General features: G+C 61.6%; 16 protein-coding genes and 1 tRNA gene. 11 read left to right on the forward strand and 6 right to left on the reverse strand.

Features of this window, described 5'->3' with window-relative positions; all coding sequences use genetic code 11:
- Positions 1–9: 9 nt before the first annotated feature.
- From atpB to K225_RS0116470, 8 genes are all read left to right on the forward strand, one after another.
- Entirely contained in the window at positions 10–888 is an 879-nt protein-coding gene (atpB, locus tag K225_RS0116435) for a F0F1 ATP synthase subunit A (protein WP_026437416.1), read from the forward strand.
- Between the two features lie 55 nt (positions 889–943).
- The gene (gene atpE / locus K225_RS0116440; protein ID WP_007847749.1) at positions 944–1,213 is read left to right on the forward strand and encodes a F0F1 ATP synthase subunit C; all 270 of its coding nucleotides are present in this window, start codon (positions 944–946) and stop codon (positions 1,211–1,213) included.
- A 34-nt stretch (positions 1,214–1,247) separates the two neighbouring features.
- Complete coding sequence (locus K225_RS0116445) at positions 1,248–1,718, forward strand: F0F1 ATP synthase subunit B (protein WP_024813794.1); 471 nt, start codon at positions 1,248–1,250, stop codon at positions 1,716–1,718.
- 9 nt (positions 1,719–1,727) lie between these two features.
- Entirely contained in the window at positions 1,728–2,270 is a 543-nt protein-coding gene (locus tag K225_RS0116450; protein WP_026437417.1) for a F0F1 ATP synthase subunit delta, read from the forward strand.
- Between the two features lie 42 nt (positions 2,271–2,312).
- Positions 2,313–3,866 (forward strand): F0F1 ATP synthase subunit alpha, encoded by a 1,554-nt coding sequence (gene atpA, locus K225_RS0116455; RefSeq protein WP_026437418.1) that lies wholly within the window; start codon positions 2,313–2,315, stop codon positions 3,864–3,866.
- An 18-nt stretch (positions 3,867–3,884) separates the two neighbouring features.
- Positions 3,885–4,751, forward strand: a complete 867-nt coding sequence (gene atpG, locus K225_RS0116460; protein WP_026437419.1) for a F0F1 ATP synthase subunit gamma — start codon at positions 3,885–3,887, stop codon at positions 4,749–4,751.
- A gap of 33 nt (positions 4,752–4,784) precedes the next feature.
- Complete coding sequence (atpD, locus tag K225_RS0116465; RefSeq protein ID WP_026437420.1) at positions 4,785–6,191, forward strand: F0F1 ATP synthase subunit beta; 1,407 nt, start codon at positions 4,785–4,787, stop codon at positions 6,189–6,191.
- 75 nt (positions 6,192–6,266) lie between these two features.
- Positions 6,267–6,683: a F0F1 ATP synthase subunit epsilon gene (locus K225_RS0116470; protein ID WP_026437421.1), complete on the forward strand. Its 417-nt coding sequence runs from the start codon at positions 6,267–6,269 to the stop codon at positions 6,681–6,683.
- A gap of 101 nt (positions 6,684–6,784) precedes the next feature.
- Here K225_RS0116470 and K225_RS0116475 read toward each other — a convergent pair whose 3' ends face one another.
- Genes K225_RS0116475 through K225_RS0116485 form a run of 3 tightly spaced genes read right to left on the reverse strand, consistent with a single transcriptional unit; the run spans position 6,785 to position 8,827 of the window.
- Positions 6,785–7,288 carry a TPM domain-containing protein gene (locus K225_RS0116475; protein WP_238323253.1) on the reverse strand — a complete coding sequence of 168 codons (504 nt, stop codon included), beginning with the start codon at positions 7,286–7,288 and terminating at the stop codon, positions 6,785–6,787.
- Between the two features lie 23 nt (positions 7,289–7,311).
- Positions 7,312–8,220 (reverse strand): YgcG family protein, encoded by a 909-nt coding sequence (locus K225_RS0116480; RefSeq protein WP_026437423.1) that lies wholly within the window; start codon positions 8,218–8,220, stop codon positions 7,312–7,314.
- Between the two features lie 13 nt (positions 8,221–8,233).
- Positions 8,234–8,827 (reverse strand): LemA family protein, encoded by a 594-nt coding sequence (locus K225_RS0116485; RefSeq protein WP_026437424.1) that lies wholly within the window; start codon positions 8,825–8,827, stop codon positions 8,234–8,236.
- Between the two features lie 271 nt (positions 8,828–9,098).
- Here K225_RS0116485 and K225_RS0116490 point away from each other — a divergent pair, with 271 nt between their 5' ends.
- Complete coding sequence (locus K225_RS0116490; protein ID WP_238323254.1) at positions 9,099–10,145, forward strand: YheT family hydrolase; 1,047 nt, start codon at positions 9,099–9,101, stop codon at positions 10,143–10,145.
- Positions 10,138–10,668, forward strand: coding sequence for a DUF2946 family protein (locus K225_RS0116495; protein WP_026437426.1), 531 nt, complete (start codon positions 10,138–10,140; stop codon positions 10,666–10,668). The genes K225_RS0116490 and K225_RS0116495 overlap by 8 nt, the downstream gene beginning before the upstream one ends.
- 84 nt (positions 10,669–10,752) lie before the next feature.
- Here K225_RS0116495 and K225_RS0116500 read toward each other — a convergent pair whose 3' ends face one another.
- Positions 10,753–11,550 (reverse strand): cytochrome c5 family protein, encoded by a 798-nt coding sequence (locus K225_RS0116500; protein ID WP_026437427.1) that lies wholly within the window; start codon positions 11,548–11,550, stop codon positions 10,753–10,755.
- A 382-nt stretch (positions 11,551–11,932) separates the two neighbouring features.
- Between K225_RS0116500 and K225_RS0116505 the strand changes: the two genes are divergently transcribed.
- Positions 11,933–12,008, forward strand: a tRNA-Arg gene (locus K225_RS0116505).
- Positions 12,009–12,310: 302 nt separating this feature from the next.
- Here K225_RS0116505 and K225_RS0116515 read toward each other — a convergent pair.
- Together K225_RS0116515 and K225_RS0116520 are read right to left on the reverse strand one after the other, a co-directional pair.
- Positions 12,311–12,799: a DUF4124 domain-containing protein gene (locus tag K225_RS0116515; RefSeq protein WP_238323255.1), complete on the reverse strand. Its 489-nt coding sequence runs from the start codon at positions 12,797–12,799 to the stop codon at positions 12,311–12,313.
- Positions 12,800–12,822: 23 nt separating this feature from the next.
- Positions 12,823–13,743, reverse strand: coding sequence for a restriction endonuclease (locus tag K225_RS0116520; RefSeq protein WP_026437429.1), 921 nt, complete (start codon positions 13,741–13,743; stop codon positions 12,823–12,825).
- Positions 13,744–13,928 lie beyond the last annotated feature (185 nt).

The following is a 13,928-nucleotide window of genomic DNA, read 5'->3' on the forward strand; positions in this document are numbered from 1 at the left end:
AGTTGTCCGATGGCCGCAGAAGCGCACGCTCCGACTGCAAGTGAATACATCGTTCACCACCTGCAGCATCTTCAAAACGTCAACCAGACCAAGATTGTCGACTTCACTGTCTTCAACTATGACTCCATCATCGTGGGGTTGGTTCTGGGTGCTCTCACGCTGTTGATTCTCTGGTCGGCCGCTCGCAAGGCGACTTCCGGTGTTCCTGGTCGCTTTCAGGCGGCCGTGGAAATTCTGGTCGAGATGGTGGATAACCAGGCCAAGGCCAATATCCACAACGCCGAAAGCCGCAAGTTCATCGCGCCGCTGGGTCTGACGGTGTTCGTCTGGATCTTCCTGATGAACTTCATGGACATGCTGCCTGTGGATGCGCTGCCCGCCCTCTGGGCCCAAATCTACGGTGCGGCTGGTCACGATCCAAGCCATGCCTACCTGCGTGTCGTCCCGACCGCCGATCTGTCCACCACCCTCGGCCTGGCTTTTGCCGTGCTGGTCCTGCGCTTCTGGTACAGCGTGAAGGTCAAGGGCGCGGGCGGCTGGGCGCACGAGCTGGTGTCCGCTCCGTTCGGTACCAGCAAGAATCCCATCTTCGCCTTGATCCTGGGCGTGGTGAACCTGCTCATGCAGATCATTGAATATGTGGCCAACACCGTGTCCCATGGCATGCGGTTGTTCGGCAACATGTACGCTGGCGAACTGGTGTTCATGCTGATTGCCCTCATGGGTGGTGCGGCTGCGCTGTCGCTGTCGGGTGTGCTGCTGCCTGTGGGCCACGTCATCGCTGGCACCATCTGGACGCTGTTCCACATTCTGGTGATCACCTTGCAGGCATTCATCTTCATGATGCTGGCACTGATCTACCTTGGTCAGGCGCACAACGCGCACTAAGTTTCCCTTTCGTTTTTCTTTCCCTTAACTTTTCTTTCTTAACTCAGGAGTCATCATGGAAAACATTCTCGGTCTCGTCGCTCTGGCTTGTGGTCTGATCGTTGGTCTGGGCGCTATCGGCGCTTCCATCGGCATCGCACTGATGGGTGGCAAGTTCCTCGAATCGTCGGCCCGTCAGCCCGAACTGATCAACGAACTGCAAACCAAGATGTTCATCTTGGCCGGTCTGATCGACGCGGCTTTCCTGATCGGTGTGGCTATCGCTCTGCTGTTCGCATTCGCCAACCCCTTCGCTTCGACGTTCTTGGCCAACCTGCCCAAGTAAGTCCCGTTCAACGCCACTCTAGAAAGGTGTTGCCGTGAGTATCAATGCGACCCTGTTCGTTCAGGCCATTGTCTTCCTGATCCTGGTGTGGTTCACGATGAAATTCGTGTGGCCGCCGATCGCGAAGGCGCTGGATGAGCGAGCCCAGAAAATCGCCGATGGCCTCGCCGCTGCCGACCGTGCCAAATCCGAGCTGACTGCTGCCAACCAGCGTGTCGAGAAGGAGCTGTCGCAGGCGCGCAACGAAACGGCCTCGCGTCTTGCGGACGCCGACCGTCGTGCCCAGGCCATCGTGGAAGAGGCCAAGGCCCGCGCCACCGAGGAAGGCAACAAGATTGTTGCCGCTGCCCGCGCCGAAGCCGAGCAGCAAACGGTTCAAGCCCGCGAATCCCTGCGTGAGCAGGTGGCAGCACTGGCCGTCAAGGGTGCCGAGCAGATTCTCCGCAAGGAAGTCAATGCCGGTGTCCATGCCGATCTGCTCAACCGCCTCAAGACCGAGCTGTAAGGGGACATCATGGCTGAACTCGCCACCATTGCACGCCCTTACGCCGATGCCTTGTTCAAGGCTGCTACGGCGGGTGCGGGCGTCGATCTGGGCAGCACTGCTGCCTGGGTGGATGAACTGGCGGCGATTGCCGCCAACCCCCAGTTGCGCCAGCTGGCAGACAACCCCAAGGTGACGGCGAACCAGGTGTTTGACGTCTTCACGGGTGTGGCGCGGTCTGCGCTGCCCGACATGGCGAAGAATTTCCTGCGCACGGTCATCGACAACGGGCGTCTCAATGCGCTCCCCGAAGTGGCTGCGCAGTTTCGCGCCCTCGTGAATCGCCGCAGCGGCTCTTCGGATGCCGTGGTTTACAGCGCCTTTCCCATGGATGGTGCGGCACTGGCTGAGGTCGGTGTTGCGCTGGAAAAGCGTTTCGGCCGCAAGCTCAATCTCACCGTGCAGCAGGATGAATCCCTGATCGGTGGCATTCGCGTAGTGGTGGGTGACGAGGTGCTGGACACTTCGGTCAAGGCCCGTCTTGAACAAATGAAAGCGGCCCTCACTGCATAACGCGGCGAGGTCTTCGCGAACCAAAGAAAGAAGGAAAGAGTCATGCAACTCAATCCCGCAGAAATTTCTGAACTCATCAAGAGCCGCATCGAAGGGCTGGCCGCCAGCAGCGACATCCGCAACCAGGGCACCGTGGTGTCCGTGTCTGACGGTATCGTGCGCGTTCATGGCCTGTCGGACGTGATGCAAGGCGAAATGCTCGAGTTCCCCGCCACCGCTGACGGCCAGCCGTCCTATGGCCTGGCACTGAACCTCGAGCGCGACTCCGTCGGCGCCGTGATTCTGGGCGAGTACGAGCACATTTCCGAAGGTGACACCGTCAAGTGCACGGGCCGCATTCTGGAAGTGCCGGTGGGCCCCGAGCTGGTCGGCCGCGTGGTGAATGCCCTGGGCCAGCCTATCGACGGCAAGGGACCTGTCAACGCCAAGCTCACCGATGTGATCGAAAAGGTCGCTCCGGGCGTGATCGCCCGTAAATCGGTGGACCAGCCCCTGCAGACCGGCCTGAAGTCCATCGACTCCATGGTGCCCGTGGGCCGTGGCCAGCGCGAGCTGATCATTGGTGACCGCCAGACCGGCAAGACGGCCGTCGCCATCGACGCCATCATCGCCCAGAAGGGCCAGGGCGTGACCTGTATCTATGTCGCCATCGGCCAGAAGGCTTCGTCGATCAAGAACGTGGTGCGCGCACTGGAACAAGCCGGTGCCATGGAGTACACGATCGTTGTGGCCGCGTCGGCCTCCGAATCGGCTGCCATGCAGTACGTGTCGGCCTACTCGGGTTGCACGATGGGTGAATACTTCCGTGACCGTGGCGAAGATGCACTGATCGTGTATGACGACCTGTCCAAGCAGGCCGTGGCCTATCGCCAGGTTTCGCTGCTGCTGCGCCGCCCACCAGGCCGCGAAGCCTATCCTGGCGACGTGTTCTATCTCCACAGCCGTCTGCTCGAGCGCGCAGCCCGTGTGAATGCCGACTACGTCGAAGCCTTCACCAAGGGTGAAGTCAAGGGCAAGACCGGTTCGCTGACGGCACTGCCCATCATCGAAACGCAAGCGGGTGACGTGTCCGCTTTCGTGCCTACCAACGTGATCTCGATCACCGACGGCCAGATTTTCCTGGAAACCAGCCTGTTCAACGCCGGTATCCGTCCCGCCATCAACGCCGGTATCTCGGTGTCGCGCGTGGGTGGTGCTGCCCAGACCAAGCTGGTGAAGAACCTGTCCGGCGGTATCCGTACCGACTTGGCCCAGTACCGTGAACTGGCTGCGTTCGCGCAGTTCGCTTCCGACCTGGACGAAGCCACCCGCAAGCAGTTGGATCGCGGTGCCCGTGTGACCGAGCTGCTCAAGCAGGCACAGTACAGCCCGCTGCCCATCTCGCTGATGGCCGCCACGCTGTTCGCTGTGAACAAGGGCTTCATGGACGACATCGATGTCAAGAAGGTTCTCGGCTTCGAACACGGCCTGCACCAGTTCCTGAAGACCAGCCACGCCGCGCTGTTGGCCAAGCTGGAACAGGCCAAGGCCATGGACAAGGACGCAGAAGCCGAATTGACCGCAGCCATCGCCGCGTTCAAGAAGTCGTTCGCTTAAACCGGACGAGGAGCCATCATGGCAGCAGGCAAGGAAATACGCGGCAAGATCAAATCGGTGGAAAACACCAAGAAGATCACCAAAGCCATGGAGATGGTGGCTGCATCCAAAATGCGCAAGGCGCAGGACCGGATGCGTGCCGCCCGTCCCTACAGCGAGAAGATCCGCAACATTGCAGCCAACCTCGGCCACGCCAACCCCGAATATGTGCATCCGTTCATGAAAGTGAACGATGCCAAGGTGGCGGGCGTGATTGTGGTGACGACCGACAAGGGCCTGTGCGGCGGCATGAACACCAACGTGTTGCGTGCCGTGACGACCAAGTTGCGTGAACTGCACAGCGCTGGCGTGTCCACCGAGGCCGTGGCCATCGGCAACAAGGGTTTGGGTTTCCTGAACCGCGTCGGCGCCAAGGTGGTTTCGCATGTGACGGGCCTGGGCGACACCCCCCATCTGGACAAGCTCATTGGCCCTGTAAAGGTGCTGCTCGATGCGTACGCTGAAGGCAAGATCAACGCGGTGTACCTGAGCTACACCAAGTTCATCAACACCATGAAGCAGGAATCGGTGGTGGAGCAGTTGCTTCCCCTGTCGTCCGAGCAGATGCATGCCGAGAAGACGGAGCATGGCTGGGACTACATCTACGAGCCCGATGCGCAGAGCGTCATTGACGAGCTGCTGGTCCGTTATGTCGAGTCCCTGATCTACCAGGCGGTTGCGGAAAACATGGCGTCCGAGCAGTCGGCGCGCATGGTGGCCATGAAGGCTGCCACCGACAACGCCGGCAGCGTCATTGGCGAGTTGAAGCTGGTCTACAACAAGACGCGCCAGGCAGCGATCACGAAAGAACTTTCGGAAATCGTGGCTGGCGCCGCTGCTGTGTAAGCAGCTCAACCAACATCTTTATTGGAGCGAAAAATGGCTCAAGTGCAAGGCAAGATTGTTCAATGTATCGGCGCGGTGGTGGACGTTGAGTTCCCACGCGACCAGATGCCCAAAGTTTACGACGCTCTGAAGCTCGAAGGCTCGGCCCTGACGCTGGAAGTGCAACAGCAGCTGGGCGACGGCGTGGTGCGTACCATTGCCCTGGGTTCGTCCGACGGCCTGCGCCGCGGCATCATGGTGACCAACACCGGCAACGCCATCACCGTGCCCGTGGGCAAGGCAACGCTGGGCCGCATCATGGACGTGCTGGGCGCGCCCATCGACGAACGTGGTCCCGTGAGCCAGGAACTCACTGCATCCATCCACCGCAAGGCCCCTGCGTACGACGAACTGTCGCCTTCGCAAGAGCTGCTGGAAACCGGCATCAAGGTGATCGACCTGGTGTGCCCGTTCGCCAAGGGCGGCAAGGTGGGTCTGTTCGGTGGTGCCGGCGTGGGCAAGACCGTGAACATGATGGAACTCATCAACAACATCGCCAAGGCCCACTCGGGTCTGTCGGTGTTCGCTGGTGTGGGCGAGCGTACCCGTGAAGGGAACGACTTCTACCATGAAATGGCCGACTCCGGCGTGGTGAACCTCGAGAAGCTCGAAGAGTCCAAGGTGGCCATGGTCTACGGCCAGATGAACGAGCCCCCAGGCAACCGTCTGCGCGTGGCCCTGACCGGCCTGACCATCGCGGAATCCTTCCGTGACGAAGGCCGTGACGTGCTGTTCTTCGTGGACAACATCTACCGCTACACGCTGGCCGGTACCGAAGTGTCCGCTCTGCTGGGCCGTATGCCTTCCGCCGTGGGCTACCAGCCTACGCTGGCCGAGGAAATGGGCCGCCTGCAAGAGCGTATTACGTCCACCAAGGTGGGTTCGATCACCTCCATCCAGGCCGTGTACGTGCCAGCGGATGACTTGACCGACCCCTCGCCCGCCACGACGTTCGCCCACCTGGATTCCACCGTGGTGCTGTCGCGTGACATCGCCTCGCTGGGTATCTACCCCGCCGTGGACCCGCTGGACTCCACCAGCCGCCAGCTGGACCCGAACGTGGTGGGCGAAGACCACTACACCACGGCCCGCGCCGTGCAGGGCACGCTGCAGCGCTACAAGGAACTGCGCGACATCATCGCCATTCTGGGCATGGACGAACTGGCGCCTGAAGACAAGCTGGCAGTGGCCCGCGCGCGCAAGATCCAGCGTTTCCTGTCGCAGCCATTCCACGTGGCCGAAGTGTTCACGGGCTCGCCAGGCAAGTACGTGCCCCTGGCCGAAACCATCCGTGGTTTCAAGATGATCGTGAACGGCGAATGCGACCACCTGCCAGAACAGGCGTTCTACATGGTCGGTACCATCGACGAAGCCTTCGAAAAGGCCAAGAAGGTGGCCTGATTGCCCGGTGGCTGAGCGGCCCACGGCGGCTCAGCCCTCTGCGATCAAGCAACCCACCTTTTCCTAGGAGCAATGATGAACACCATCCACGTTGATGTGGTCAGTGCCGAAGAGTCCATCTTCTCCGGTGAAGCGCGTTTCGTGGCGCTGCCCGGCGAAGCCGGCGAACTGGGTGTGTACCCACGCCACACTCCGCTGATCACGCGCATCAAGCCCGGCTCGGTGCGCATTGAAATGGCCGATGGCAGCGAAGAGTTTGTTTTCGTGGCCGGTGGCATTCTGGAAGTTCAGCCCGACTGCGTGACCGTGTTGTCCGACACCGCCATCCGTGGCAAGGATCTGGACGACGAGAAGGCCAATGCGGCCAAGGCTGCTGCAGAAGAAGCCCTGAAAAACGCCAAGAGCGAGATCGATCTGGCCAAGGCACAATCCGAACTGGCCGTCATGGCCGCGCAGATCGCCGCCTTGCGCAAATTCCGCCAGAAACGGTGAGTTGACCGTTCGGTTGGTCACCCATGAAAGAACCCGGCTTTGCCGGGTTTTTTCATGGGCGCGTTGCCATCCACGGCAAAGCATGGCGTGATGTATCCAAGTCACTGGATATGCGGTTCGTCGGGCAATTCGTTGGGGCGATCCCTGCTGGCGCAGGCAGGGAAATGGCGGCACAGCAGCGCCGTCACCTCGTCCACGGCCTGATCCAGGCCCTGTTCAAAATGGCCCGCGCGGAAGGCGGATGACATGCGGGCAACCATCTGCTGCCATTCGCTGCTGGCGACATGCGCGTGCAGCCCCCGATCGGCGACGATGTCGATCGAGTGCTCTGCCAGCAGGAGGTAGATGAGCACACCGTTGTTGTGCTCGGTATCCCACACGCGCAGTTTGCTGAACATCATCAGGGCGCGCTCACGAACGGGCGCCTGGCGCAGCAGATAGCTCCAGGGCAGGCCGCCTTCGGCGCAGATGCGGATCTGACCGGTGTGCCGCTGTTCGCTGTCCGCGATGCGGGCAGTCAGGCGCTGCAGGGCGCTTTCCGGCAGCGCGCGGCGTACGAACTGGTCATTCCAGCGGTGTCGCAACAGGCGGGCAAGGGCGCCCATCCAGGAAAAGGGTCCAGCCATTTTCACCAGTCTCCCGAGGCGCCACCGCCCCCAAAATCGCCACCACCACCCGAGCTGAAGCCACCGCCGCCGCGGGAAGATCCGCCGCTCCAGCCACCTCCCCCACCGTGGGTCCCACCCCAGCCGCCGCCGCGTCCGCGCCCGGACATGGCGCGGGACGACGCGCTGAGCAGCGTGTAGACCAGCGCGGCCAGCCCCGCCAGGCCAGCCAGCAGCGCACTGGCCGTGGCCACATAAGCCAGGGCCCCCGCCAATGCCCCGGTCAGCACTGTGCCCAGGGCATTGCCGAGCAGGGCGCGGAGCACGGGACCAACCACCGTGACGCCCAGAAACAGGAAGATGGCCCATTCACCCCAGTCGATGGCGTTGTCCTGGGCTGGCGTGCGCGCCGGCGATGGAGGTTCGGGCAGGCCTTCGTTGGCAATGCGGGCGGCAATCTGCGTGACAGCGGCTTGCAGGCCGCCGGCAAAATCGCCCTCGCGAAAGCGCGGCTTCATGGTGGTGTCGATGATGCGGGCCGCGGCGATGTCGGGAATGGCCCCTTCCAGCGCCTTGGCAACCTCCAGCCGCATCTTGCGGTCGTCTTTGGCCACGAGCACCAGCACGCCGTCACCGACTTCGTGGCGGCCAATTTTCCAGACGTTGGCAACGCGGTTGGCATAGCTGGCGATATCTTCGGGGGCCGTGGTGGCCACCATCAGCACCACCACCTGCGCGCCTCTGGATTGTTCGAGGGCTGCCAGTTGCTGCTCCAGCACCTGCAGCTGGCCGGGGGACAGCGTGCCGGTTTGGTCCAGCACGCGCGCGGTGAGCGCCGGAACGGGTTGCAGCGTGTCGGCGCGGGCGTTATTCCCGTCGATTGCTATAGATAATATAGCTAATAGCGCAAAGCGAATAAACGCCAAGGGCATAACTGATCAAATATCAGGGTTTGGATGCCGAAAAATCCACTGCGGGGGGGGCCGCGATCTGCGCCTCGTTCTGTACGCTGAAAACGGGTTTGGGAGCGTAGCTGAACGCCATGGCGGTCAGGTTGGTGGGGAAGCTGCGCGCCAGTACGTTGTATTCCTGCACGGTCTGGATGTACCGGTTGCGGGCCACGGTAATGCGGTTTTCCGTGCCTTCCAGGGTCACACGCAAATCACGAAAACCCTGGTTGGCCTGGAGGGTGGGGTAACGCTCGGCCACCACCATCAGCCGTGACAGCGCACCCGACAGCTCTCCCTGTGCAGCCTGAAATTTGGCGAAAGCCGCGGGGTCATTGAGGGTGGCCGGAGTCACCTGGATGGAGGTGGCCTTGGCGCGGGCCTCGATCACCTTGGTCAGCGTATCCTGCTCGAAGCTGGCTTCACCCTTCACCGTGGCGACGATGTTGGGCACCAGATCGGCACGGCGCTGGTACTGGTTGAGCACCTCGCTCCAGGCGGCCTTGGACTGTTCGTCCAGGCGCTGAAAATCGTTGTAGCCGCAGCCTGTCAAGAGCAGTGCAGCCGTGAGAAGGGCAAAAAGACGTTTCATGGTGGCAGGCCTGTGTCTGAAGAAGCGGGATTGCAAAGGAGCCAAGTGCCTTTGAATTTTGCCGCAAGGCGGGCATGGCCCCAAGACCTGGGCAGCGCTGGCGCCATCCGGGACAACGCACAATACCAGCCTGGCTACTGCCGCCCCAGACCATGGAGCCGTGCAGACAGCGGTGCTGCCACCACGCGTGCCCCTGCAGTTCCCTTTGAAGCGGTGACTTGCCAGGCGCAGCCGCAACGGGTGGCCGGAATGGCTTGTGCAGGGAGAAAAAATGCCTGAAAAACCTGCTGAATGTGCCCAGGAATCCCTGAACTATGTGGCGCCACTCTGGTTGCCCGGAGGGCAGTTGCAGACGATCTGGCCGGCGCTGTATTCGCGGCGTGTGGCAGGGGCGACGCTGCCGTACCGGCGCGAGCGCTGGACGACACCCGACGCAGATTTCGTGGACGTGGACTACCTCGCAGACGGCGTGCCGCCAGGCATGCAGCGGCCGTTGCTGGTGGTCTTCCACGGTCTGGAGGGCTCTTCCCGCAGCCACTACGGCGAGGCTTTCGCCGATGTGGCCCGAGAACTCGGCTGGGCCTGCGCGCTGCCCCATTTTCGCGGCTGCAGCGGTGAAATCAACCGAGCGCCCCGGGCCTACCATTCGGGTGACTACGAAGAGGTGGGCTGGATGCTGCAGCGCCTGCGTTCAGCCCATCGTGGGCCGCTGCTGGCGGTGGGTGTCTCGCTGGGCGGCAACGCGCTGTTGCGCTGGGCGGCGGAGGCCGGAGCGCAGGCAGGGCGCTGTGCTGATGCCGTGGCAGCGGTGTGCTCACCGCTGGATCTGGCGGCCGGGGGCAGGGCGATTGGCCGGGGGTTCAACCGGCAGGTGTACACACGCATGTTTATGCGTACGCTCATTCCCAAAGCCCTGCAAAAGCTGGTGCAGCATCCGGGCCTGTTCGACCGTGACAGGCTGTTGAGTGCGCGTGATCTGCACGCATTCGACAACGTGTTCACCGCGCCTTTGCATGGCTTCAGAAACACAGAGGACTATTGGTGTCGCGCCTCTGCCAAGCCCTTGCTCCACCGCATCCGCATCCCCGCGCTGGCAGTCAATGCCCGCAATGATCCTTTTGTGCCGGCAGCAAGCTTGCCGAACGCCAGCGAGGTGGGGTCGTATGTCCGTTTATGGCAGCCGCTGCACGGCGGGCATGTAGGTTTCACACAGGGCAGCCTGCCAGGCCATGTGCGCGCCATGCCGCAGGCGGTGGCGATGTGGCTGCGCCAGCATGCCAATGGATCGCCGGACGGAGCACAATCGGCCCATGGATGACATCGTCAAACAGGCCCTTGCCAAGTGGCCCAATGTGCCCGCTTGCTACGGCTGGCTAGGTCTTGATGCGCGCGGGCGCTGGTACCTGCGTGACGATACCGTGCAGGCGGCAGGGCCGTTCCCCCAGAGTCGGGGCTCCTTGCTGCAACACGCAAAGCTCATCGACTTCATTGAGCGCAACTACGAGCAGGATGCCCAGGGGCAGTGGTTTTTTCAGAATGGTCCACAGCGGGTATACGTTGAGCTGGAATGCGCGCCCTGGGTGTGGCGGATCGAACCAGACTTTTCGCTACGAACCCACACGGGCGCCAAAGCCGTTGCGCTGGACTGTTTGCAGGATGAGTTCGGCCGGGTTTTCTTGACCTCGGCCATCGGGGTGGGCCTGGTTCACACCCTGGACATGGGGCTGGTGGCGGACGCCGTGGAACAGGGGATCTGGTCGCCGCAAACTGCGCTGAATAGCGAACTGCCGGGGCGGTACGGTTTTGTGGTGAGTCCCAAGGCGCACAGCACGCAGCGCTGACGCGTCCGTCGGGGTGGGGTTGCAGTCTCTGGCGGACACAAAAAAGCCGACCCCACGGGTCGGCTCAGGTCGAGGCGGCTGGGATTACTTGGCCGCAGCAGCCATGTAATCCACGGCAGCACGCAGGTCTGCATCCGATGCCTGGGTGCCGCCGCGCGCGGGCATGCCGCCCTTGCCCTGTACGGCATTGGCGTACACCGCATCCATGCCAGCAGCCAGGCGAGGAGTCCAGGCGGTTTTGTCTCCAAACTTGGGTGCGCCTGCGATGCCGGCACCATGGCACACTTGGCAAGCCTGCTTGTACAGATTCTCGCCATTGGCCGATGCCGTGGTGGTTGCGGCTGCCGCCGGTGCCGCTGCAGCGGCTGGAGCTGCGGGAGCACCTGCGGCCGCTGGTACTGCAAAGGTGGCGCCAGCAGCATTCGCCATGTAGACCACCGCACGGGCTATCTCGGTGTCATTGAACTCGCCGCCACCCTGTGGCGCCATGGCATTCTTGCCCTTGAGTGCAGACTGAACCAGTGCGTCCAGGCCCGTCTTGATGCGTGGGCCCCAGGCCGCAGCATCCCCCAGCTTGGGAGCACCTGCCGCGCCCGTGGAGTGGCAGGCGGCGCATTGGCCCTTGAAGACATCCTCGCCACCGCGCAGTGGGCGGTTGGCGTCGCGGATTTCCACCAATCCCACCTTCTGGATGCGCTCGGCAATGGCTTTCTCGGGATTGGCCGAGCCTGCCGCCGTCTTGTTGTCGGAAGTGACATACAGGACGAGGCCAATGATGGCGAAGATAGGAATCACAAACGAGAAAATGACCGCTACCAGCAGCTGCTTGGGGTTCTTGATCGGGCCGGTATGCGCTTCTTCGTGATGGTTGTTGTCGCTCATGACGTCCTCAGTGTATCGGGGCTTGATGAAATCAACCTTCGATTATAGGTGTGATGATGTATTGCCAGTGCAGACAGCGATGCCTTCGATGGAGGTGCATAGACTCCGGGTGGTACATGCGAGGTCGCCGGCCTGAGGCAGGTGGGCCGCAGGCGCAGCGGTGTGTCGGTGTCTCTGAACTCCTGTTGTTGCGATTGGATGCGCTCAGCGCATGATTTCGCAATGGATTTGTGGGTGTTCGAGTGCTTGCGCGTGCAATAATCGCAGGATTGGTGCAGTGCATCTAGTGCGGCTGTAGCTCAGTGGATAGAGTATTGGCCTCCGAAGGCTATAGTCATCCGGGCTGCCAGTGGAATTTTGAGTATTGGTCTTTTTCAGCGTTGCGGCTGTAGCTCAGTGGATAGAGTATCGGCCTCCGAAGCCGAGGGTCGTGGGTTCGATCCCCGCCAGCCGCACCAAAATCAAGGACTTACGTGGGTTTTTCATGGCCCAGGCAGTGGTCAAGAAACCTTCCCAACCCTGAAAATTGCAGCTTCTGTGGGCTGTCCAGCGACAGCGGCCTATGGTCGTGGCGCTGGATGCGCAGCACTTCATGGCCCATCTATGGCCCACGCGTGGCCCAGCGCCAGCATGGATTTGGCAAGTTTTAGGATTTTTTGACTATTGGCCCGTTGGCCCATGGAAATCTCTCTCGCTTAACGCTTGAGATGGCCTGATATCGCCTGTGGATCCGCTTCAGAGGCGTGTCTACGTGCCTGAGCTAACAATTCAGGTCGTTGAACAGCTTGCGCGCCTTGTACAACTCCACCTCGGCCATGGCTTTGCCGCTGGTGGGTGCCGTGGTGGCACGCTGCTTCAGTCCGGGAAGACTGTTGTCCAAGCGTGCGCACTCTGCCTTGTCTTTCGGGCTCAGTTTGAATCGGTGCCTGTGCACTCGGTGCTGATCGGGTGTCATTCCCGTCAATGGCTTGAGCGCATTTGCAATCGTTGCGTTGTATTCATCGCGCCGCACATCGGCGCCCTTGCGGCTTGCGCCAGTCATTTTGTCCATGCCCTGTGTGGGTGTCGCATCAATCTCCTTGGCGCCCACGCAAGGTTCATCCGAGTAGCTCACGCGTCCCGCAGTTTCACAGCGGTAGACGGGCTTTTGAGCGTGGGCATGGAAACCAATGCATAAAAGGGCCAGGAATGCGAACGGCCACTGAAAACGGCGATTTGGTTGCATACACAAAGACGTAAAGAAGCGCATTGGCGCACCCTGAAAACAGAACACTACCCCGCCGCCGCTGTCCCGCGACACTTCGGATAGGTTGAACAGCCCCAGAACGCGTTGCCTGCATTGGCGCCCTGGCGGGCCGTGCGCAGTTCCATGGCCGCACCACAACGCGGGCAGTCGGGCCGGGATACGGCTTGGGCAGTAGTTGCCAATTCAGTGGTTGCCGCCTTGGCTTGGACTTGTGGGACACCCGTCGCATTTGCGGATTCGCTTTGCCAGTTGGTGGATGGGCCTGGTGTCTGCCTTGCGCGCTGAATCATCGCGAAGAGCCAGGGACCGTCAACCAGTTGAATGTTGCGTCCTTGCGCGAACTCCTTGGCATCTTCGGTGAAGCGTCCCGATGTGACAACGAAACCTCCCGTCGCTCCCTTGGCCGCCATGACGCCATACAGCTCGCGCACGGTGGTTACCCCCACCTTGTAGGCCTTCCACTGCTTGCATTGCACGAAGAATTTCTCGCCGCCTTTGGCCAGCACGAGATCAACGCCACCGTCTGGCCCCTCTCCGCCTATCTCGGTGACGCGGTACCCCTGCAGTCGGTAGGCCTCCCCGACCAGCAGTTCGAATTCTCGCCAACTCATGCCGTCCAGGGCATCGGCATTGCGCGCTTGTGCAACGTCCGTGAGCAGCGATTGGCGCTGTTTTCTACGCCAGGCGGAAAGGGCCGCAGCAGCAATGCAAAGTAGTGGAACGATGTACTGACCGGCTGTTGCCAATCCATTGGTCACAGCTTTCTGCATCACGGCACTCACCATCGCGCCGCCTTGGCTTTGGAAGTCAGAGGCCGGGATGGGCGTCGCCAAGCGATGCAGCAGGAGGTAACTCAACCCAGCCAGCAACACGCAGGCCCACCAGGGGAGCATGGCAAGCAGGTCTAGGACATCCTCCAATGGACTGTTTTTCTTGCGTCTTGCCATGGTTCCCCCTCAGGTCGCGTAGTGTTTGCGCTATTTTTGTGCACAGCAATGAAGACACCATACACGGACTGCTGTGCAGCGGTTGCCGACGATGGCCTTCGGACGGCGAACTTACACTGACTGGCATAAAGCGGTCGCTGAGACTGGTGACCTCGGGCGGCGTGAAGGTCAGGTGTGCGAGGTGC

The organism is Acidovorax sp. JHL-9 (assembly GCF_000426205.1).
Lineage (GTDB): Bacteria > Pseudomonadota > Gammaproteobacteria > Burkholderiales > Burkholderiaceae_C > Acidovorax > Acidovorax soli.

Coding starts and splice junctions, on each gene's coding strand:
- K225_RS0116490 (WP_238323254.1), top strand. CDS start 9,099: ATGCCTGAAAAACCTGCTGAATGTGCCCAGGAATCCCTGAACTATGTG.
- K225_RS0116475 (WP_238323253.1), bottom strand. CDS start 7,288: ATGGGCGCCCTTGCCCGCCTGTTGCGACACCGCTGGAATGACCAGTTC.
- K225_RS0116470 (WP_026437421.1), top strand. CDS start 6,267: ATGAACACCATCCACGTTGATGTGGTCAGTGCCGAAGAGTCCATCTTC.
- K225_RS0116485 (WP_026437424.1), bottom strand. CDS start 8,827: ATGAAACGTCTTTTTGCCCTTCTCACGGCTGCACTGCTCTTGACAGGC.
- K225_RS0116450 (WP_026437417.1), top strand. CDS start 1,728: ATGGCTGAACTCGCCACCATTGCACGCCCTTACGCCGATGCCTTGTTC.
- K225_RS0116495 (WP_026437426.1), top strand. CDS start 10,138: ATGGATGACATCGTCAAACAGGCCCTTGCCAAGTGGCCCAATGTGCCC.
- K225_RS0116480 (WP_026437423.1), bottom strand. CDS start 8,220: ATGCCCTTGGCGTTTATTCGCTTTGCGCTATTAGCTATATTATCTATA.
- K225_RS0116515 (WP_238323255.1), bottom strand. CDS start 12,799: ATGCGCTTCTTTACGTCTTTGTGTATGCAACCAAATCGCCGTTTTCAG.
- atpG (WP_026437419.1), top strand. CDS start 3,885: ATGGCAGCAGGCAAGGAAATACGCGGCAAGATCAAATCGGTGGAAAAC.
- atpE (WP_007847749.1), top strand. CDS start 944: ATGGAAAACATTCTCGGTCTCGTCGCTCTGGCTTGTGGTCTGATCGTT.
- K225_RS0116500 (WP_026437427.1), bottom strand. CDS start 11,550: ATGAGCGACAACAACCATCACGAAGAAGCGCATACCGGCCCGATCAAG.
- atpD (WP_026437420.1), top strand. CDS start 4,785: ATGGCTCAAGTGCAAGGCAAGATTGTTCAATGTATCGGCGCGGTGGTG.
- atpA (WP_026437418.1), top strand. CDS start 2,313: ATGCAACTCAATCCCGCAGAAATTTCTGAACTCATCAAGAGCCGCATC.
- atpB (WP_026437416.1), top strand. CDS start 10: ATGGCCGCAGAAGCGCACGCTCCGACTGCAAGTGAATACATCGTTCAC.
- K225_RS0116520 (WP_026437429.1), bottom strand. CDS start 13,743: ATGGCAAGACGCAAGAAAAACAGTCCATTGGAGGATGTCCTAGACCTG.